Raw genomic sequence first — 19,551 nt, 5'->3', positions numbered from 1 at the left:
TAAAATAAAACCAGATCCCTAAAAGGCAGTATTTATGGCAACCCAGGTTAGTGAAACCAAAGCCTCCACTGAACTTGTAATTTCTTGGGAACCATTACCCGATGATTTTCACCTAGAGGATGACCCAGTGGATAATACAGGTCAGCCAATTTTGGCTGGTGCTTTGAGCGAAAGTTTAGAAATTAGTGGTTTCATTCAACCCCAAATGTTGATAGCCTCAAATTTTGGTCTTTGTGCTACCCTCAATGGAAAATTTGTAGCTAAAGCCCCCGACTGGGTTTATATTGCGCGTGTAAATGAGGTCTTAGCTAACCGCCGCAGTTACACACCTAACCTAGAAGGTGATGTTCCGGCGGTGGTAATGGAATTTTTATCGGACGATGAGGATAGAGAATATTCTGTAAAGCCAACTTATCCACCGGGAAAATGGTTTTTCTACGAGCAAATTCTCCAAGTTCCCTTTTACATAATTTTTGAGCCGGATGGAGGTTTACTAGAATTTTATCAACTAGAAAATGGACGCTACCAGTTAAGGCAACCGGATGAAAATGGTCGTCATTGGATTGCGGAGATGGGATTATTTTTAGGAACTTGGCAAGGGACGAAAGAAACCCGAACAGGTTACTGGTTGCGGTGGTGGGACGAAACAGGTAACTTGTTACTGTGGGCAGTAGAACAAATTGAGCAAGAGCGTCAAACTGCCGCCCAAGAACGTCAGCAAAAAGAACGGCTAATTGCCTATTTGCAATCTCAAGGTATCGATCCGGCGAGTTTGCCCAACGAACCCTAAAGCGATTTCAAAACCAATGCAAGAGACGTTGTGTTGCAACGTCTCTACCTGAAAATTCTAATCAGTAAAGAAAATTATTGAGCCTAAAACAAGCAATATCAAACTGATAGCGCCTATAAGTAACTTTTGCCGCCAAATAACGGCTTTTAGCTTTATCTCTACTGCTGCGCGATCGCATTGTTGGCTTTTTAATAAAAATTGATAGTCATAGTCGCTCAAACTTTTGTCTTCTGCCCACTTTTGAGCTTGATTCAAAGCCTCGCCGCGCAAGAGTTTTGCCGAATCATGGTTTGCCAACCATGCCTGTAATGCTTGGGAATAAGGGCGCAATGCCGTTAATTGTTTTTCTACCCAAGCTAAAGAAAAAACCTCTTGATAAATGCGATTTTTTACTTGCAATTGTCCGTTTTGCTCGATCGCTAAACCAGAAAGTAATAATTCTATTTGCTCTCTAGAGCCATCGGATGCGACTTCACCAACTAATATTTGCTGATAAAGTTTTAGTAGCGATCCCGCCCTTTGTTCGTTTCGTAATAAGCGATCGCGTACTGTTTGTAAATGCTCTGGTTCGTCTTGTACTTCCCAGTTTTCAATGATATGCGAAGTCACAAGTTTTTCGAGCAGGAAGGGCGAAAACTGATAATAGAACCCAATTAGATGATAATTAACAATTGGTAAATGAGTATCTAACTTGTAACGCTCCTCCACTTCTTCGCCGTTGCTCGATTTGTTCCCACTAGATCGTTGTTGAATCACTATTTGACAAAGCTTTTGAGTCAAAAAAGGTTGCCCATTTGTCCAAGCCAAAATCTCTTTTAGTACCGCCAAGGGATTATCAACTTTTCCCTCTAATCCGGCGGCTAAAGGGGCAATTTCTGCCAGTTTGAAACCCGATAGATTGATAGATTTACCAATATTAAACGGAGTACGCTGGCAGTCGCCAATTAAATCTGTGGGAGTTGCAACCCCAAATAGCGCCCAAGTAAGGCGGTTGTAAGCCGGATTTTCCGCCCTTTGGTTGTAGCAAGAGCGAATCAACGCAAAAAAATCTTCAGTGGGAAAATTAAGCCCCAAAATACTATCAATTTCGTCAACAAAAATAAAAATGTTCTCTTGAAAAAGTTGAACCAATAAAATATCTTCAATAAACAAACTCAATCGTTGAAGCGGCGATAAATCTTCCTTTTCTTGCCACCAAGCTTTTAAATCAACTTTGTTAAATAAATTAAAACCCCGTAACAAGTCTACGACAATGCCTTTATACCACTGAGTCGGAGTAATATTTTGGCTACCGATACGAGTCATATCAATAGACGCACACATACCGCTAGCTTGTTCTAACCGATGCCGAGTCCGCAGACGCAAGCTAGATTTGCCCATTTGCCGAGAACTAAATACATAGCAAAATTCGCCCTTTAGCAAAGCACTATAAAGCTCGTAGTCTGCTTGGCGCTCTACATAAGTTAGAGCATCCATTTTTAAACTACCGCCAACTTGATACTCGTACTTATTCATCGCTTTAGGTCAATTGTTCGCGGAAGTACAACCGATACAAATCACAGCTTGGCGTTGCCTGGTTTGACTGTAATTTAACTAAACCCATGCTTTCTAATTTATAAGCTGCGATCGCATCTAAGGGCAATGGGTTAATAGCCATTACTACCTGTTTGTAAGCTGCGGCTAGTTCTGGATGCTCTTGGAGATTGGCTAAATGATGGCGTAAATGGTCGCTATAAATCCCGGCTGCGGTGGGAGCAGTTTGTAATAGTTGACTTAAAGATACTTCGTTACGGGCTAAATGATAAAGCGCCACCCGCACCAAATAAGGATGTCCGCCAATAGTTGCTAAAAGGGTAGCTAATTGCGCCTCTGTCAACGAATCTAGGCGATGACGCACGGCTAAATCCAACACTTGCTCTAAACTAAATTCGGGTAATTTAATCGGTAAACCAACATTAAAAGGAGATTGATTAATTGCTAAAGGAATATAAGCTTCGGTAGCATGAACTATTACCAGTCGGAGCTTTTGCCATTGTTCTATTTCCGCCGCATCTTCATACCAAGAGCGCAGTAAGGGAAGAAAATCGCTAGAAATTTCGGGATATTCAAAAATTCGATTGACTTCATCTAAGGCTAAAACCACCGGGGAATCAATTTCTGTGAGTAAATACTCTTGAAAATATAAAGTACAGCTAACTTTACTGCCGATATCTGCATCCCAATAGTTATCTAGTTTTGGATCTAAATTAAGCTGACGACTGACGTTAGCGCATAACCACCGCAGAAACTTATCTAAGGAGGTGAAAATGCCGCTATCTGCTTGTTGCAAACTCAATAGCACCGTGCGTAAACCTGCATCTTTGCCATGAGCTAAAATTCTGTGCATGAGAGAAGTTTTGCCCATTTGTCTAGGTGCTTTAATGCGAATTAAACTCCCTGGTTTACTAACTTGTGTATAAGCGCGTTCTTCAATGGGGGGACGTTTGATATAAAAAGGGGAATTAATCGGTACTATGCCGCTTGGAACTTCTAAAAAGTCTTCATCTAAACTATTATTTGCTCTATTATGCGATCGCCCGTGTCGTTCTAGGGCGGTTTGAAAGTTGGTTTTGCTTACCGTTTCTCCTAACGCTTGGCTGAGGAGTTTCCAAACTTTCGGACCTACATCGCGGGTAATATAGCTGATGGAATAGCCAGAATTAACAGCAATCTGCTCGTAGGTTTGACTTTGCAAAGCTCCAATTAAAATCGCTGTCTCCACGTCCGTTAGATGTCTGCCAAAACGGGCAAACACCGATTCATTGACGGTTTCCAGCGCTTGCTCAAAGTTCATTTTCTGCCAAGTGCGATCGATAGCGATCGCATTTTACCTGAGATTTCCAGAGGTTAGGGAATAGTACGGATTTCCTTTAGCAATTTTTAAACAGTAGGGGCGCAAAGCTTTGCGCCCCTACTACGGCTACTTTGCGCCCCTACTACGGCTACTTTGCGCCCCTACTACGGCTACTTTGCGCCCCTACTACGGCTACTTTGCGCCCCTACGGTTAATGTTTATAAAACCCATAGTAGCGCTGTAGTTGATAAGTCCAGAGATTTTCTGTAACGACAATTACAAAGTTTGCAATTACTTTAGAAATTGTTGGGGGTTATAGCCAAACAACTACTAACAATCTATTGCCAATAGGTAGGTTAATTATGCAAAAAAATATTGCGACTTCTCCAGTTATTAAAGCGCCACAAACTCAACTAATTATCCCAAATAAAAATTCACCAAGTCAACATCAGCTAGTTGCAGTATGGCAATTAGATGAAAATTCAAAGCTTTATTGCCAGTGGGTAGAACAAAACAGCAGCCAATAACTAACGCAAAAAAATCTGCAAAAACTATGAGAACCTTACGAAAAAGTTTCAGCGCTCTATTTGTAACTAGCCTCCTATTTACAGGTTCTGTTGTCTGGTTAAAAGAAGTTAATGCTCAAATTCCCCAAGCGCCAGGAATTAGTGAAATCCGCACAAATATACTTGTTCAAGATGAGTTGTACTTTGGCAGAAATAAACCAGCAGGAGAAGTTTCAGAGCAAGATTTTCAGTTGTTTTTGCAAAATGAAGTCACGCCTCGCTTTCCCGATGGACTAACAGTGATAGATGCTAAAGGACAGTTTCTTAGTAGCAGTGGAATTATCAAAGAAAAGACAAAGCTGCTGATTTTAATTCACGCAAATAGCCAAGAAGACAGACAGGAAATCGAGGAGATCATTGAGGAATACAAAGATCGATTTGACCAAGAATCTGTGCTGCGCGTCACTAGCAGACCTGCACAAGTTCGTTTTTAAACAATCCTTAAAGCCGGAAACAAATACTTATTAAAAACCCCGGCTTTGCTAAAAAAACCGTAAAGAAAAATGCAAAATCAAAATCAACAAGCAGACCGATTTACATTGACTGATGCTGAATCTGGGACTGTCCATATAGTGTTTTTGCCGCAAATACTTCGGCAAAATCGAAAAGTTCCGCAGTTAGATTATCAAGGCGCTGAAGGGAAGTTTACTTTTCGAGGTAATGAAGTCAAGCAACAACAAAGCAATCTTGGTTTACTAATTTCCGTAACCTTAAAAACTAATGCAGAAGCAGATTTAGATTTGGCTTTAGTGCTGCCATCAATCAACTTGGTAGGTCAGAAAAGACAAGATTTTGAAACGGTGGCGATCGCCACAACTAAAAGCCGGAAAGTAATTGCAAACCAGGCAGGAATTCAATTTAACTGCAAGGTTTTGACACTAAAAGGCTATGCGGAAAACTTATCAATGGTTACGCCAGACTCTAGACCATCAACAGGTTGGCAAAATCCTTCCTGGTTTCCCCACACCAGAAGGCATGAAGATTTGTACAACTTGATGGATTTTCATAGGTTTTAATCTTTGTTTCTCAAACTTAACTACAATTACGGATTTTTATTATGATTCACCACATTTCAATTGCAGCTAACCAACCGCAACAAGTCGCCCAAGTTTTAGCTCAGATTTGTCAAGGACAAGTAGCGCCCTTTCCCTACCATGAAGGCAGCTATGTTGTTCTCGCTCTCGACCCTCACGGAACAATGATTGAGGTAATGCCTCAAGGTACTAAACTAACGCCAACTTCCGACGACTTCGTTTCTGGTACTCAACTGGTGCGAAACTCTGATGACTCCGACGCTGACTATAATGCTTTCCATGCGGCGATTTCGGTTGCAACTTCTGAAGCCACAATTCACGAAATTGCCACTCGCGCAGGCTGGCAAGTAGTGACGTGCGATCGCTTAGGCTTTTTCAAAATTATTGAAGTTTGGGTTGAAAATCAACAATTACTTGAGTTCCTACCACCAGATTTTGCGGCTCAATATACCGATTTTATGCAGCCGCAAAGTCTTCAAGAGTTCTTGTTGATAAGAAATCTGTAGAAAAACTTCTAGAACTAAAGAGCAAAAACTAAATTTATGAAAACACAACTATATCTTGATATTCTGCGATTTTGGTTTCCGATTTTACCAAAGAGCGATCGCACGGCGATGATACGTCAGTGGCAATGGTGGTTTCGCTCTGGTGCGGATGCAGAGATCGTCGAGCATTTTGCACCTTTATCAAAACGGGCTGTTCAGGGTGAACTTGATGATTGGTCATTGCAGCCACAGTCACGACTAGCGCTAATTATTATTCTCGATCAGTTTGGGCGATCACTCTATCGGGGAACAAATCAAGCCTTTGCCCAAGACTCCAAGGCTTGCGCCCTAACTCTCGAAGGCATCGCTCTTGGTCACTATGAGGCGCTCAAAACTCCTTGGGAGAAAACCTTTTTTATCCTACCTTTGGGGCATAGCGAGGAAATGGAAAACCTAGATTTGGTAGTCAATCTTGCTGCTCAACTTGCTCAAGATTCGTCACTAGAGGAGCGCCCGTTACTAGAGTTTTCCGCCGCCCAAGCACGCAGACATCAACAAATAATCAAAAAATTTGGTCGTCATCCTCATCGCAATGAAATTCTAGGGCGCACATCCACCTTAGAGGAGCTTGAATACCTCTCTAGCGGTCAGCTTGTGCATCAACACCCGATACCACCCCACTTAGCACAACTACTCAACACTTGCGGCTAGGTATTGCTAGGGAAGATTAACACTAGCCGAGATAAGCTTTTTTGACGCGCTCATCATTAAGTAAATCTGCGGCTTTTCCGCTTAAGGTAATACAACCTGCTTCTAATACGTAACCGCGATCGGCAATTTGCAGAGCTAAGTTAGCATTCTGTTCGACTAAAAGTATAGTTATCCCCGTTTCCCGGAGATTTTGGATAATTGCAAAAATATCTCGAACTATAGCAGGTGCAAGCCCCAAACTTGGCTCGTCTAATAGTAATAGCTGCGGTTTACTCATCAACGCGCGAGACATTGCCAACATCTGTTGTTCTCCACCGCTCAAAGTTCCTGCTAACTGATAGCGGCGTTCTGCTAACCGGGGGAAAATATTAAATTGCCGCTCAATATCTGCTTTAATTCCTCGATCGGAACGAATATAAGCGCCTAATTCCAAGTTATCGAGTACCGTTTGTCTGCTTAATATTTTTCGTCCTTCGGGAGAATGAGCAATTCCTAATTGTACTATTTTGTAAGCCGGATAGCGGTTAATATCTCGTCCGTGGTAATAAATATGCCCGCTTCGACAATTAATCAATCGAGAAATAGCTTTTAAAGTTGTACTTTTGCCTGCACCATTTGCACCAATTAAAGTTACTACTTCCCCTTGATTGATTACTAAATCAATATTTTGCAATGCTTGAATACCGCCATAATTGACGCACAAACTTTTAATTTCTAGGATTTGTTGTAAATTCATCCTTCCGCCCCTAGGTAAGCTTCAATAACAACGGGATCGGTTCTTACTACGCACGGGTTGTCTAAAGCAATTAATTTACCAAAATTTAAAACGGCAATGCGATCGCACAATCCCATAACTAAGGGAACATGATGTTCGATTAAAACTACCGTTAAATTAAATTGCTGGCTAATTTGGCGAATAAATAAACTTAAACTTTGTTTTTCGTTCGTATTCATCCCGGCGGCAGGTTCGTCTAGAAGTAGTATTTTAGGGTTAAGAGCTAAAGCGCGGGCAATTTCTAATCGACGTTGATCGCCATAGGAAAAGTTACAGGCAATTTCTGTGGCGCGATCGCCAAGTCCAACTAAGTTTAGCAATTCTTTACCTTTTGCTAGGGCTAAGTTCTCTTCCCTAGCTGCCGATGGTAAGTTCAAAACCCCATTAAAAACGTTGCTTTTAGTATGAATGTGTCTAGCAACAACAATATTTTCTAACGCCGAAAGCGTACCAAATAAGCGGATATTTTGAAAAGTTCTCGCAATTCCTAGTTTGGCGATTTTATGAGGACGAAGTTTAGTAATCGATTCCCCTTGATACAATAATTGTCCGCTCGAAGGTGGGATTAAACCGCTAATCAAATTAAATAAGGTAGTTTTTCCCGCACCATTGGGGCCAATTAGCCCAAAAATTTCATTGTGATTAACTGTAAACGAAACGTCGTTAACCGCAACCAAGCCGCCAAAACTACGAGTTAAACCTGATACTGCCAAGATAGGCTCAAAATCCGTCATTACCGCCGCCTTTTGAATAATTCTGGAGTTACTAGCCCTTGGGGAAAAAATATCGTCCCCAAAACAATTAGTAATCCAAAGATAATTAACCGCCCATCGCGCAGAAATTGAGCGATCGCATTAGGTAAACCCTCAGTATCCGCAATTGCTCGTAATACCTCTGGTAATGCTGTAAATACCATACCCCCTAAAACCGTACCCACAAAGCTTCTAGAGCCACCAATTAATACAAAGGTTAAATAAATAATACTGGCATCAAACGTACCTTGCCGAGCGTTCCAGGTGTTCAAAAAGTGGGCGCTAATCGCTCCCACCATCCCGGCTAATATTGCCCCCAAGGTAAAAGCCAATACTTTGTAGTAAGTGGGATTAATACCCATGGCATCGGCGGCTAATTCATCATCTCGAATCGCTGCAAAAGCTCGTCCGACTTTGATTTTTTCTAAACGGTACAGTAAAAGCATACTCAGCAATAGTAAAGGAATTGCTACCCACAAATAGGCGATCGCACTGTCGAAAGGTTGAGGAATGCCAAAAATCCCCACCGCGCCGCCCGTAATGTCTAAATTGAGCGAGATTACCCGTAAAACTTCTACAAAAGCTATAGTTGCGATCGCTAAATAAATTCCCCTTAGCCTTAATGCTGGTATACCTACAAGTACGCCTAAAATTCCGCATACTATCCCAGCAATTAACATTTCTAATAGCAACAAGGGAAGTGGAAACAAAGGCGCATCCACCTTAAATATTCCCGTAGACAAAATTGCTGCAATATAACCACCACAGGCATAAAAGCCGGGACTTGCTAAAGATAATTGCCCAGCCATCAAAGGTAAATATAAAGATAACCCCAGTAACGCCCCTAACACCATCGAGACAATCAAGTTTCCGTAGGTGGCAATAAAATCATTCATATTTTTTAGTAAGTGTCTTCTGTTAGGGTGCAGCCTTTAGAAGCTTACGGAGATTGGGAAGGCTAATAACTTGCGGTTTGGCTTTAATTCTCCCATCGGTCACTTTTCCTACCACATTATTACCTTTTACTTGTAACCAATATTCTCCACATACTGAGATTGCTAACTCTCCTTTTTGAGTCCAATAATCTTTTGACAGCGCTAGTACCCACTCTGTCCCAATCGGAAACTGAGTAACGTAGGGTCGAGTCTGCATCCCATTATCTCCCCATACTGTAACCTTCGTTAATTTTGTTACTCCTTTAAACACCTCTTTAACTTCCACAATCATCGCTCTTGGTCTTCCCTTTTGTTCTTGGTCGTCTTTAGACCATTGGTACTTAATAACTTTTCCCCTAACGGCTAATTGCGATTGTTTAGCTAACTGTACAAAAGAGCGATCGCTTTTAAGGCAACTGCTGGCGTAGGCGGTGGGGGTCAACAACAAAATAGAAAAGCCGATAATTATTGAAGGTATATATTTCATACTTCAAAGGTTAACATTTTGGGAAAAATTGCCCTATAAATTCTTCCTAGCTGCTTCCATACACCTAATTTGTGTACTTCAACTCTTGTGCTTGTAATTTGGCTGTGGCATACTCATAAATAATTAATTACGGTATTCCTACCGGATTAGTGGGGATTAAAGTTTTGCTTGAGTAAAAAGACCAAATGCTAAAAGACTCTCAAGGATGTGAAGTTACAACTAATTCGCCTAGGGCGATCGCCTTTATTGATGATTTTACTAGGCAATCATTGAGCTACGGTAACAACGCAGAAACGATTTTGAGGGCGATCGCACTAGATCCAAAGTGTGCTTATGCCTATGCTCATGCCGCAGCCCATTATCTGTCTTTAGAAAGCGCTGAAGCTCGTTTACAAGCTGCTCCCTACCTTCAAGCAGCTAAAAAATATGCAGCAACAGCCACCGAGCGAGAGCAATTATATATCTGCGCTATAGATGCTTGGGCAACAGGTACAATAAAAAGTGCGATCTCCTATCACGAAGAAATAGCCCAGAAGTTTCCGCGCGATCTAATATCTGTACAAAGAGGTCAATATCACTATTTTTACCAGGGAAATAAAGAAGGGCTATTGAATATTGCTCAAAAAGTTTTACCCGCATCCCCAAATAATCATTATCTGCAAGGGATGGTTGCTTTTGGTTTGGAGCAATGCCACAAATTAGAGGAAGCGGAAGCAATAGGGCGACAAGCTTTAGAAATAAACCGTTACGATCCTTGGGCGCAACACGCTGTAGCTCATGTAATGGAAAGCCTTGGGCGAATCGATGAAGGTATTGCTTGGATGTCTAGCTTTACCGATACTTGGGAAAATTGCAACTCAATGTTATATACCCATAATTGGTGGCATATTGCTTTGTATTACTTAGAAAAAGGCGATACTAAAAGAGTTTTAGAGTTATACGATCGCCATATTTGGGGCAAAGCTTGGCACGAATCTTCTAAAGATCAAGTAGGGGCAATTTCGCTATTATTACGTTTGGAGTTGAGAGGAGTAGATGTAGGCGATCGCTGGGAACAACTTACACCGTACCTAACAGCAAGAATCCACGAACACACTTTACCATTTCAAGACTTACATTATGTGTACGCCTTGGCAAGAGCCGGAAAAGTTGAGTTAGTAAACGAAATGCTCTTTAGTATGCAGGCTTATATTAGAAAATTACCGCATCGAAAAACCTGGATAGAGGTAGCATTACCCGCTTCTTTAGGAATGAAAGCTCACGCCACAGGAGATTGGGGAAAAGCGATCACCTTGCTTAGTCCAATTCTGTCACGGTTGCATGAAATTGGTGGTAGTCACGCTCAACGGGATTTATTCGAGCAAGTTTATCTTGATGCGTGGCTGCGGAACGAACAAAATCATCAAGCACTACAATTATTAGAAAAGCGCGTTGCCAAAAGGCGCTTTGTTGCCTCTATGCCGTTGACTAATATCGGTTTACTTCAAGCTAGTTAAACCAGATTTAGTTACTGTATCGTAGATATTTGCGATCGCTCTATAATCTTCAGACTCAACAGCAACATAGTTTTGAATCTGCGCTTTGTCCATCAGACTTTGCAACTGCAAGTCGGGATTTAATAATGCTTGTTGTACAGACTCAATTAATGTCGCTCCTAAATGCTGTGATGCAACTATGGGAGGTATTGGGTTCGATCCAATAGATTCAACGATCCGCAAAGGTATGGTAGGAAAGTTACGCAATTCTTGCTCTAAAACAGTGCTATCAATTGCCGCGTAATCTACTGTACCCTCAGCTACCAATCGAATAGAGTTTTGATGAGAACCCGATTGTATCGCTTTACCCAAAAAACTATTTGTTTTTCCCGCTTCAATTAACCGATGTAGCAGTAAGTAGTAGCCGCTATTTGAGCCTAAATCGTTATAACACCAAGTTTTAAGCGTTAAATCTTCTAAGTTTCGCAAGCTGCTACCCGCTGCAACAATAATATCTGAGAAGTAAACCGGACGATTTTGATAGCGTTTGGCTTGCATAACTGGCGCAACTATTGCCTCTAGTTGGTTGGGTGCAACTTGATAGTGGCGAATAAAAGGCAAACCGCAGATAAAGGCAATATCTAAACGATCTTCTCGTAATAATCGGTCTTTTAGCGCCTCGTCTGGGCTTTGGATAATATTTACTTCTACCTCTAACACCCGGCTTAAGTATGCCCCAACGCCTTCGTAAAACCAAAACATATTGGGGGCTAGATAAGAAACTAGGCTAAGTTTTTTCAATCTATTCTCCTAGGATATTGAAACTACAGTTTATCTATCGGAATATAGTATTTTAAATAAAGCCTTGGCAACTGCCCTAAAAAGTAGACGGTGAAAATTGAGCAATACACAGACAAAAGCACGGGATCATTTATCAAGAGTACGGGATCATCTGGCAAACGAGCGCACCTATTTGGCGTGGATGCGAACAGCGATCGCCCTGATGGGTTTTGGAGTTGTAATTGTGCGTTTGCGTCACTTTCAAGTACCATCGTTACCCTATCCGGGTAATGGCTGGAAATTGGGTTTAACTTTTTCGAGTGTCGGCTTAGTTACAGTTGTTCTATCAACTTGGCACTACTTCGCAATCCGCTATGCCATTGATGAAGACATTTATAAACCAGGCGATCGCTGGGTAGTGTTATTTAGTATTGCAGTTATCTTATTAGGGACAGGAGTAATTTACTTTGTCTTCACCGTTCCTTTAAATTCTACAAGTCTACTTGTGCCTGAATAACTAAGCAGGCGGGGATAGTTTTCGCCGCAAACGAGTACCTACTTGAGCGCCAAAAGCTCCAGCAATCACTAATACAGAACCTTCTAAAAACATCACATTGCGGTTAATACTATTTCAAGCAACACTTGCAAAAGCCTTTGCTTTTCGAGGTTTGATATAAACTTTTTGCGCCGAAGTCAGTTGCAAGCGATCGAGGTCTTCTCTGGTGATGTAGGAGATGATTTCTTGACCATCTTTCAGGCTTAGTTCAACTTCAACTTCCCAACCTAAATGGACAATACGATTAATTTTAGCTGGACTTGATGTTTCTTCTGGCTCCGTTTGGATCAAAACATCGTGGGGACGCAGAAAGACTTGAGATGAGGAAGTAAAACTTTGGCGCTGAAAAATTCCTGAGTTACTAGCAAGAACATTTACCGGTCCCACAAAACTCATTACAAAGGCGGTGGCTGGGTTGTCATAGATTTCTGCGGGTGTACCTACTTGTTCTACTTTGCCTTTATTAATTACCACAATGCGATCGGCAAGTTCCATCGCTTCTTCTTGATCGTGGGTAACAAAAATAGTAGTGACATTGACGCGCGGATTCGGGAGGTCTCCTCCCGAATTAGATAGCGCGTTAACTTTTTCGTGCAATTGTCGTAGTGATGCTCTTAATTCTTTGCGCACTTTGGCATCTAACGCCCCAAAAGGTTCGTCTAATAGCAATACTTGGGGTTCTACAGCTAAGGTACGAGCCAAAGCTACCCTTTGCCTTTGTCCACCAGACAACTGCGAGGGATAGCGATCGCCCAATCCTTGGAGTTGTACTAAGTTTAACAGTTCTTCAACTTTAGCTCTAACTTTAGCTTTAGGAGCTTTTTGCAACTCCAATCCAAAAGCAATATTTTGGCGAATAGTCATGTGCTTAAACAAGGCGTAGTGCTGAAACACAAAGCCAATACCGCGCGATCGCACACTTTTATAAGTTACATCTCTACCATCAATCTCAATCTTGCCGCTATCTGGAGTTTCTAACCCCGCAATTAGCCGTAGTAAGGTAGATTTTCCCGATCCCGAAGGTCCAAGCAATGCTACCAAAGAGCCAGAAGCGATTTCTAAGTTGATACCATCTACGGCTTGAAACGAGCCAAACGAGCGGGAAATATTCTTAATCAAAATACCAGTCATAAATTTGCTCTGTAATTGTGGATTGCGATCGACAACTCTATAGGAGATTTGTGCATACTCCGGTTTGTCGATAGATTTACCGTATTTTACTATCATCAGTCAAATAATACTTGTACCTTGGCTACAAAAATAGAGAAATTTTCCTAGGCTGTTGGTACTCACATTTTCAATACTACTGTTTGTCGCTCGACTTTATGTACTTTAAATACTTGTGTTTAAAGTCAGGCTGTGACATACTCATTAATTATAATTAATTACGGTATTCCTACCGGATTAGTGGGGATTGTTTATTTTCCCTGTCAACCGCACAAATTTATTGGTCTAAGCTCACATTGCTAAACAATTTAAGTGCCGATTTTAAAATTATTTTTGAGCGAGATCCAGCCGCCCGTCACTGGTTAGAAGTTTTAGTTTGCTATCCAGGAATCCAAGCACTTTTTGGGCATCAAGTAGCCCATTGGCTCTATTGCCACCAAATACCGTTTATTCCTCGCGGTATCTCCTATTTAGTCCGTTTTGTAACGGGGATTGAGATTCATCCAGGGGCAAAAATTGGTAAAGGGGTGTTTATAGATCATGGGATGGGGGTTGTAATTGGCGAAACTGCCGTTGTGGGAGATTACAGCACCATCTATCAGGGTGTGACATTAGGCGGTACGGGAAAAGAACAGGGAAAGCGCCACCCCACCGTAGGACAAAACGTAGTATTAGGTGCAGGAGCTAAAGTCTTAGGCAATATCTCAATTGGCGATCGCGTTCGTCTTGGCGCAGGTTCGGTAGTTTTGAGAAATATTCCTAGCGATTGCACTGTTGTAGGTGTTCCGGGACGCATTGTTCGCCGCGAAGGAAAGCTTGTTAATGATGACAGTTTGCCAGATCCAGAAGCGGAGGTAATTCGCGCCTTATTTGACAAAATTCAAGCTCTAGAAGCTGAGGTTAATCGTCTTAAAGCTTCTAGAGGTGTAGTTCCGGCGGTAAATACTCATAGGTTGAAGCAAAAAGACAACCTGTTAATTGAGAATTTTCTAGATGGCGCGGGAATTTAGAGCGGTATAAACCCATTTATTTAAAAAATTATGACTATTTTAATGCCGCAGTGCGATCGCCTTACTGAACCAAAACTTACTAATTTTCCCCGTCGCTCTTTGTTGCCATTAAGACAAGATTCTGTCTGGTTGCTACACAGTGGAGTAGTTCGGACTTTAACGGTACTAGAAGACGGAACCGCCGTTACGTTGGGATTGTGGGGAAACGAGGATATTGTGGGTAAACCTTTATCGCAAGCTAATCCTTATCAAATTGAATCTCTTACACCTGTAGAAGCAACGCTAATTTACAAACAAAACTGGCACGAAGTCACAGATGCAATGCTTTTACATATGCAGCGCTCAGAGGAATTTATTCAAATACTGCACTATAGACAAGCTGAAACTACTTTGCTGCAATTATTTGGTTGGTTAGTTAAAAGATTTGGCTATCAAGACTTGCAAGGACAGCAACGAATTGATTTGCGTTTGACTCATCAAGATATTGCCGATTTAGTGGGCTTAACTCGCGTTACAGTTACGCGGCTAATGAAAGTTTTTGAAAGACAAGGAATTATTCAACGTCAAGAGCGGCAATTTGTGGTTATGCAAGACCAAGCACCATTTTGGCATTATGAGATTTAGAACAATGAGACAGAAAAAAAGATTTAATTTATGGATGGCGATTTTTGGATTTGTAAGTGCGATCGCAATTTCTAGTTGCAATCCTAATACTTCAACTCTAAATACAATCCGTCTAGATTATGCTTACTACAACCCCGTAAGCTTAGTTTTAAAAGAAAAAGGCTGGCTAGAACAAGACCTTGCCAAAGACAACATCAAAGTTGAATGGGTGCAGAGTTTGGGGAGTAATAAAGCCCTAGAATTGCTCAATAGTCGGAGTATTGATTTCGGTTCTACAGCAGGCGCGGCGGCTTTGATTGGGAAAGCAAATGGGAATCCGATTAAATCCGTTTATGTCTATTCCAAGCCAGAATGGACTGCATTAGTAACAGGTGCTAAGTCGAACATTCAAAAAGTGGAAGACTTGAAGGGTAAGCGAGTTGCAGTCACAAGAGGAACTGACCCCCATATCTTTTTATTGAGAGCGTTAGATCAAGCCCGTCTTAGTCAAAAAGATGTAGAGTTGATTCAGTTGCAACATCCTGATGGTAGAGCAGCTTTAGAAAAAGGCGATGTAGATGCTTGGGCGGGATTAGATCCGCACATGGCTAGAACCGAGGTAGAAAAAGGTTCTCGTTTATTTTTCCGCGAACCAAATTTTAATAGCTACGGCGTTTTAAATGTTCGCTCCGCCTTTGCAAAAGATTACCCCAGCTATGTTGAACGAGTTTTGAGTATTTATGAAAAAGGGCGCAAATGGTCTTTGCAAAATCCAGAAGAATTAAAGCAAGTATTGGTTAAAGAAGCAAAATTAACCGATGCCATAGCTGCCAAACAACTAGAACGAACGGATTTATCTAGTGCCACGATTGGAGAGGTACAAAAGCAGGCAATTAGCGCGGCGGGGGATGTGTTGAAAAAAAGTGGCGTAATCAAGGAATCGATTAATGTGGCGCAGGTGGTTGGTGAATTAGTCGATCCTCAGTTTATTACCAAAATTGCTAATAAGTAGTATGAGTATTTCATCAATAAAAGACTACACTGGGCAGCGCAAAAAGAGATCGCTAAAGTTAAATTGGACAAAAGGTCTAATTCTTCCCGTTGTGCTGCTAATTGGTTGGGAAAGTCTGGCGCAAATTGGTTTCTTTCCCCCTAATTTATTGCCTGCGCCTACGTCTGTTATTGGCACTATTTGGGAATTGACTATTAGCGGCGAACTATTCAATCACATTACTATTACGCTTTACCGCGTTGCTTTAGGTTTTGTAATTGGCGGCGCAGTTGCTACAGTTTTAGGCGCTCTAACGGGCTATTCACCTTTAATAAACCAACTTTTAGATCCTTTATTGCAATCGCTGCGGAGTATTCCATCTCTAGCTTGGGTGCCATTATTTATCCTGTGGATGGGTATTTATGAAACTTCCAAAGTTGCCTTAATTGCGGTGGGGGTGTTCTTTCCCGTTTACTTAAATCTCATGAGCGGCATACAGGGAGTAGATCGTAAGTTGGTGGAGGTGGGGAAAGTTTATCGTTTAAATCCATTACAACTAATTCGGCGCGTCTTTTTACCTGCAACAATGCCAGCTTATATAGTGGGCTTGCGGAGCGGTTTGGGTTTGGGATGGATGTTTGTAGTGGCGGCGGAAATTATGGGCGCAAGTCAAGGATTAGGCTTTTTGTTAGTAGATGGGCAAACTACAGGTCGTCCAGAGATTGTAATTGCGAGTATCTTACTATTTGCAATTTTAGGCAAGTTGACCGATAGCGCGATCGCATTTGTAGGTAAACATCTTCTCCATTGGCAAGATGCCTATGGCTCTTTATAAGGAAATTATGCTGCAAGTTGAAAGTGTTACCAAGCAATTTTTAAATAAGTTTGTCGCCCTAGATAATGTCAGCTTACAGGTAAACACCGGGGAAATTGTCAGCTTAGTAGGAACGAGTGGTTGCGGTAAAAGTACCTTACTCCGAATGGTTGCAGGGTTAGATAAACCAACATCCGGGCGCGTAATTATTGCCAAAAAAACTATTAATTCTCCTCATCCCGCCGTTGGCATTGTTTTTCAAGAACCGCGTTTAATGCCATGGTTGACAGTGCGAAAAAATATTGAATTTGGTTTAGAACGTATTTCCCCAAGGGAAAAAGCCCAGAAAGCAACTTCTATCTTAGAGCGAGTTGGGTTAGCTCAATTTGCTCAAGCTTTGCCAAGACAGTTATCGGGAGGAATGGCGCAAAGAGTAGCGATCGCGCGCGCTTTAATTACAAATCCTTCTGTTTTGCTATTAGACGAGCCTTTTAGCGCCCTAGATGCCTTTACGCGCCTTAAATTACAAAAGCATCTACTACAAATTTGGGACTACGATCGCCCGACAATGCTGTTAGTTACCCACGATATTGAGGAAGCATTAGTATTAAGCGATCGCATTATTGTTATGGGTGGCAATCCCGGACAAGTTTTGCAAGAATACATAATCGATCTTCCCCGTCCTCGCCAGCGTACAACGGTCACTTTTCAGCGCTGGAAAGAACAAATTCTTAATTCTCTAGACCTTTTTGAAAAAACTATGCTAGTTGAAAATGCAGCTATTAAAATCTAAAACATCCCTTGATTACCTTACGTTGGCGACGGCTTTAGCGGAAGAATTTGCGATTACCGCCGTAGAACGAGATGCTAAAGGAGGTACGCCAAAACAAGAACGCGATCGCCTCCGTCAAAGCGGTTTACTCAAACTTATCATCCCCAAAGAGTATGGTGGTTTAGGTGAAACTTGGATTACTACGCTCAAAATTAGCCGCGAATTAGCTAAAGCTGATAGTTCTATTGCTCATGTCTTTTCGTATCACCATTTAGGCGTAATTATCCCGCACATTTTCGGCTCAGAAGCCCAAAAAGAGCAATATTACTCAAAAACCATCGAAAATAACTGGTTTTGGTGCAATGCTTTAAACCCTTTAGATCGGCGAACTACTTTAACTCCTGATGGTAATAATTTTCGGCTCAATGGGGTTAAAAGTTTCTGTTCTGGCTCTAAAGACTCAGATATCTTACCAATTACTGCTACTAATAATGATGAAATAACTATATTAGCGATTCCCACCCAAAGACAAGGCATAAATATTCAAGATGATTGGGATAACATGGGACAGCGCCAGACCGATAGCGGCAGCATTGTATTTGATAACGTAGTAGTGTACGAAGATGAGATTTTAGCGCTGCGCGATCGCACTCCAACACCTTTTAATACAATCCGCGCCTGTCTGACACAGTTAAATCTTGCCAATATCTATCTAGGAATTGCTCAAGGTGCATTAGCCGCCGCTAAACAATATACCCGTACCTCTACAAAGCCTTGGCTAACTTCGGGAGTAGAAAGCGCAACCGTTGACCCTTATATTCTCCAGCACTACGGCAATATGTGGGTAGAGTTGCAAGGCGCAACTTGTTTGACAGATATTGCTGGAGAATTGCTACAAAATGCTTGGGAACAGGAATGGAATTTAACAGCAGAACAAAGAGGAGAATGTGCAATTGCGATCGCAACGGCAAAAGTTGCAGCGACTAAAGTAGGTTTAGATATTACGAGTCAAATATTTGAAGTTATGGGCGCACGTGCTACAACGGGGAAATACGGTTTTGACCGCTACTGGCGCAACCTCCGCACCTTTACCTTGCACGATCCTATAGATTATAAGGTGCTTGACATTGGCAATTGGCTACTCAACGAACAACTACCAAAGCCTAATTTTTATTCGTAACTATTGATTTTAAAAGCGGCGATCGCCAAGCAAGGCATAATAAAAACATCTATGCGTTCTCAGGCTAGATTACTATGACTACTACTTACAAATGGACAATTGAACGTTACCATCAGGCGATCGATGCGGGACTATTTGACGATCAGCCCGTCGAGTTATTGCGCGGAGCTATTGTAGTTATGCCCCCAGAGCGAGAAACCCACGCTTACTACAATAGTGAAGTTGGAGATTATTTGCGAACTATTCTCGGAAATAGTGTCAAAATCCGCGAGGCGCACCCCATTACCTTGCCCAATGACTCCGAACCCGTCCCAGACTTGGCAATTGTTAAACCATTAGGTGCAATCTATCTAGAACATCATCCCTATCCTGACGATATTTTTTGGTTAATTGAGTTCTCTAATACTACTCTTAGCAAAGACCTAAACGAGAAAAAAGCAGTTTATAGCCAAGCAGGTATCGCTGAATATTGGGTAGTAAATCTTACTGGTCGGAAAGTCTCAGTTTTTCGAGACTTAGAAAACGAGTGCTATGTCACAGAAGAAACCTTTACAACTGGGGTTGTTTCTCCTCAATTCTTTCCTGATGTACAAATCCAGGTAAAAAGATTAATGAATTAACATCAATGAAAGCCTGAAACTCAAAGGAACAGCCTTCGCCATTGCGATCGCATTTAGATATCTTTCCTCTGATCCCAAGCCTAATCAATGCGAAGTGCGATCGCTTTCAAGCTCCACCTCAGCAAAGTAAGCAAAGTAAGATAGCCATTGAGAGGAGCCGCCTTAGATAACCTGAAATACTCACTAAATAACCTTTCGGCAGTCGGTTTCATCGA

The 19,551-nt window shown here is 41.7% G+C and carries 24 protein-coding genes; 15 read left to right on the top strand and 9 right to left on the bottom strand.

Going from position 1 to position 19,551, the window contains the following annotated elements; all coding sequences use genetic code 11:
* Nucleotides 1-34: 34 nt before the first annotated feature.
* Nucleotides 35-790, top strand: a complete 756-nt coding sequence (locus SYN7509_RS0208820; RefSeq protein ID WP_009633847.1) for a Uma2 family endonuclease — start codon at nucleotides 35-37, stop codon at nucleotides 788-790.
* Nucleotides 791-847: 57 nt separating this feature from the next.
* On the opposite strand, the gene SYN7509_RS0208815 is transcribed toward SYN7509_RS0208820, so the two are convergent.
* A complete protein-coding gene (locus tag SYN7509_RS0208815) occupies nucleotides 848-2,305 on the bottom strand; it encodes an AAA-like domain-containing protein (RefSeq protein ID WP_009633846.1) in 1,458 nt (485 codons plus the stop codon).
* A gap of 4 nt (nucleotides 2,306-2,309) precedes the next feature.
* Complete coding sequence (locus SYN7509_RS0208810) at nucleotides 2,310-3,623, bottom strand: AAA-like domain-containing protein (RefSeq protein WP_009633845.1); 1,314 nt, start codon at nucleotides 3,621-3,623, stop codon at nucleotides 2,310-2,312.
* A 362-nt stretch (nucleotides 3,624-3,985) separates the two neighbouring features.
* On the opposite strand from SYN7509_RS0208810, the gene SYN7509_RS30095 reads away from it, so the two are divergent.
* The 5 genes from SYN7509_RS30095 to SYN7509_RS0208785 all read left to right on the top strand — a co-directional run bounded on the left by SYN7509_RS30095 (nucleotide 3,986) and on the right by SYN7509_RS0208785 (nucleotide 6,419).
* On the top strand, nucleotides 3,986-4,150 hold the full coding sequence (locus tag SYN7509_RS30095) for a hypothetical protein (protein ID WP_009630847.1): 165 nt from the start codon (nucleotides 3,986-3,988) through the stop codon (nucleotides 4,148-4,150).
* Nucleotides 4,151-4,176: 26 nt separating this feature from the next.
* Nucleotides 4,177-4,623, top strand: coding sequence for a DUF3574 domain-containing protein (locus tag SYN7509_RS0208800; RefSeq protein WP_009630848.1), 447 nt, complete (start codon nucleotides 4,177-4,179; stop codon nucleotides 4,621-4,623).
* A gap of 69 nt (nucleotides 4,624-4,692) precedes the next feature.
* Complete coding sequence (locus SYN7509_RS0208795; RefSeq protein WP_009630849.1) at nucleotides 4,693-5,205, top strand: hypothetical protein; 513 nt, start codon at nucleotides 4,693-4,695, stop codon at nucleotides 5,203-5,205.
* A 41-nt stretch (nucleotides 5,206-5,246) separates the two neighbouring features.
* Nucleotides 5,247-5,729 carry a hypothetical protein gene (locus SYN7509_RS0208790; RefSeq protein WP_009630850.1) on the top strand — a complete coding sequence of 161 codons (483 nt, stop codon included), beginning with the start codon at nucleotides 5,247-5,249 and terminating at the stop codon, nucleotides 5,727-5,729.
* Between the two features lie 36 nt (nucleotides 5,730-5,765).
* Nucleotides 5,766-6,419, top strand: coding sequence for a DUF924 family protein (locus SYN7509_RS0208785; RefSeq protein WP_009630851.1), 654 nt, complete (start codon nucleotides 5,766-5,768; stop codon nucleotides 6,417-6,419).
* A gap of 22 nt (nucleotides 6,420-6,441) precedes the next feature.
* Here the strand turns inward: SYN7509_RS0208785 and SYN7509_RS0208780 are convergent, their stop codons facing one another.
* From SYN7509_RS0208780 to SYN7509_RS0208765, 4 genes are read right to left on the bottom strand one after another with little or no spacing between them, the layout of a single operon-like run.
* Nucleotides 6,442-7,155, bottom strand: coding sequence for an ABC transporter ATP-binding protein (locus SYN7509_RS0208780; RefSeq protein ID WP_009630852.1), 714 nt, complete (start codon nucleotides 7,153-7,155; stop codon nucleotides 6,442-6,444).
* Nucleotides 7,152-7,928 (bottom strand): ABC transporter ATP-binding protein, encoded by a 777-nt coding sequence (locus SYN7509_RS0208775; RefSeq protein ID WP_009630853.1) that lies wholly within the window; start codon nucleotides 7,926-7,928, stop codon nucleotides 7,152-7,154. Before SYN7509_RS0208775 ends, SYN7509_RS0208780 begins: the two co-directional genes overlap by 4 nt.
* A complete protein-coding gene (locus tag SYN7509_RS0208770; protein WP_009630854.1) occupies nucleotides 7,928-8,842 on the bottom strand; it encodes a branched-chain amino acid ABC transporter permease in 915 nt (304 codons plus the stop codon). The genes SYN7509_RS0208775 and SYN7509_RS0208770 overlap by 1 nt, the downstream gene beginning before the upstream one ends.
* Nucleotides 8,843-8,864: 22 nt before the next feature.
* On the bottom strand, nucleotides 8,865-9,368 hold the full coding sequence (locus SYN7509_RS0208765) for a hypothetical protein (protein ID WP_009630855.1): 504 nt from the start codon (nucleotides 9,366-9,368) through the stop codon (nucleotides 8,865-8,867).
* Nucleotides 9,369-9,553: 185 nt separating this feature from the next.
* On the opposite strand from SYN7509_RS0208765, the gene SYN7509_RS0208760 reads away from it, so the two are divergent.
* The gene (locus SYN7509_RS0208760) at nucleotides 9,554-10,864 is read left to right on the top strand and encodes a tetratricopeptide repeat protein (protein WP_009630856.1); all 1,311 of its coding nucleotides are present in this window, start codon (nucleotides 9,554-9,556) and stop codon (nucleotides 10,862-10,864) included.
* Here the strand turns inward: SYN7509_RS0208760 and SYN7509_RS0208755 are convergent.
* Nucleotides 10,847-11,644 carry a phosphate/phosphite/phosphonate ABC transporter substrate-binding protein gene (locus SYN7509_RS0208755; RefSeq protein WP_009630857.1) on the bottom strand — a complete coding sequence of 266 codons (798 nt, stop codon included), beginning with the start codon at nucleotides 11,642-11,644 and terminating at the stop codon, nucleotides 10,847-10,849. The genes SYN7509_RS0208760 and SYN7509_RS0208755 overlap by 18 nt on opposite strands.
* Nucleotides 11,645-11,741: 97 nt before the next feature.
* Here SYN7509_RS0208755 and SYN7509_RS0208750 point away from each other — a divergent pair, with 97 nt between their 5' ends.
* Nucleotides 11,742-12,140, top strand: coding sequence for a YidH family protein (locus SYN7509_RS0208750; RefSeq protein WP_028954203.1), 399 nt, complete (start codon nucleotides 11,742-11,744; stop codon nucleotides 12,138-12,140).
* A gap of 114 nt (nucleotides 12,141-12,254) precedes the next feature.
* Here the strand turns inward: SYN7509_RS0208750 and SYN7509_RS0208740 are convergent, their stop codons facing one another.
* Nucleotides 12,255-13,310, bottom strand: coding sequence for a sulfate/molybdate ABC transporter ATP-binding protein (locus SYN7509_RS0208740; protein WP_028954202.1), 1,056 nt, complete (start codon nucleotides 13,308-13,310; stop codon nucleotides 12,255-12,257).
* A 332-nt stretch (nucleotides 13,311-13,642) separates the two neighbouring features.
* On the opposite strand from SYN7509_RS0208740, the gene cysE reads away from it, so the two are divergent.
* From cysE to SYN7509_RS0208705, 7 genes are all read left to right on the top strand, one after another.
* On the top strand, nucleotides 13,643-14,356 hold the full coding sequence (cysE, locus tag SYN7509_RS0208735) for a serine O-acetyltransferase (RefSeq protein WP_009630861.1): 714 nt from the start codon (nucleotides 13,643-13,645) through the stop codon (nucleotides 14,354-14,356).
* Nucleotides 14,357-14,386: 30 nt separating this feature from the next.
* A complete protein-coding gene (locus SYN7509_RS0208730; protein WP_009630862.1) occupies nucleotides 14,387-14,980 on the top strand; it encodes a Crp/Fnr family transcriptional regulator in 594 nt (197 codons plus the stop codon).
* A 34-nt stretch (nucleotides 14,981-15,014) separates the two neighbouring features.
* Complete coding sequence (locus tag SYN7509_RS0208725; RefSeq protein ID WP_227501484.1) at nucleotides 15,015-15,971, top strand: aliphatic sulfonate ABC transporter substrate-binding protein; 957 nt, start codon at nucleotides 15,015-15,017, stop codon at nucleotides 15,969-15,971.
* Between the two features lies 1 nt (nucleotide 15,972).
* Nucleotides 15,973-16,785: an ABC transporter permease gene (locus SYN7509_RS0208720; RefSeq protein WP_009630864.1), complete on the top strand. Its 813-nt coding sequence runs from the start codon at nucleotides 15,973-15,975 to the stop codon at nucleotides 16,783-16,785.
* Nucleotides 16,772-17,557: an ABC transporter ATP-binding protein gene (locus tag SYN7509_RS0208715; protein ID WP_009630865.1), complete on the top strand. Its 786-nt coding sequence runs from the start codon at nucleotides 16,772-16,774 to the stop codon at nucleotides 17,555-17,557. The genes SYN7509_RS0208720 and SYN7509_RS0208715 overlap by 14 nt, the downstream gene beginning before the upstream one ends.
* Nucleotides 17,538-18,716: an acyl-CoA dehydrogenase family protein gene (locus tag SYN7509_RS0208710; RefSeq protein ID WP_009630866.1), complete on the top strand. Its 1,179-nt coding sequence runs from the start codon at nucleotides 17,538-17,540 to the stop codon at nucleotides 18,714-18,716. Before SYN7509_RS0208715 ends, SYN7509_RS0208710 begins: the two co-directional genes overlap by 20 nt.
* Before the next feature lie 74 nt (nucleotides 18,717-18,790).
* Nucleotides 18,791-19,336: a Uma2 family endonuclease gene (locus tag SYN7509_RS0208705; protein ID WP_009630867.1), complete on the top strand. Its 546-nt coding sequence runs from the start codon at nucleotides 18,791-18,793 to the stop codon at nucleotides 19,334-19,336.
* 80 nt (nucleotides 19,337-19,416) lie between these two features.
* On the opposite strand, the gene SYN7509_RS31270 is transcribed toward SYN7509_RS0208705, so the two are convergent.
* The gene (locus SYN7509_RS31270) at nucleotides 19,417-19,548 is read right to left on the bottom strand and encodes a hypothetical protein (RefSeq protein WP_255327292.1); all 132 of its coding nucleotides are present in this window, start codon (nucleotides 19,546-19,548) and stop codon (nucleotides 19,417-19,419) included.
* Nucleotides 19,549-19,551: the final 3 nt, after the last annotated feature.

The sequence above is a fragment of the Synechocystis sp. PCC 7509 genome, assembly GCF_000332075.2.
Classification (GTDB): Bacteria; Cyanobacteriota; Cyanobacteriia; order Cyanobacteriales; family Chroococcidiopsidaceae; genus Aliterella.
Note: the sequence above shows the minus strand (reverse complement) of the source record. Positions and strands in the feature narration are given on the sequence as shown.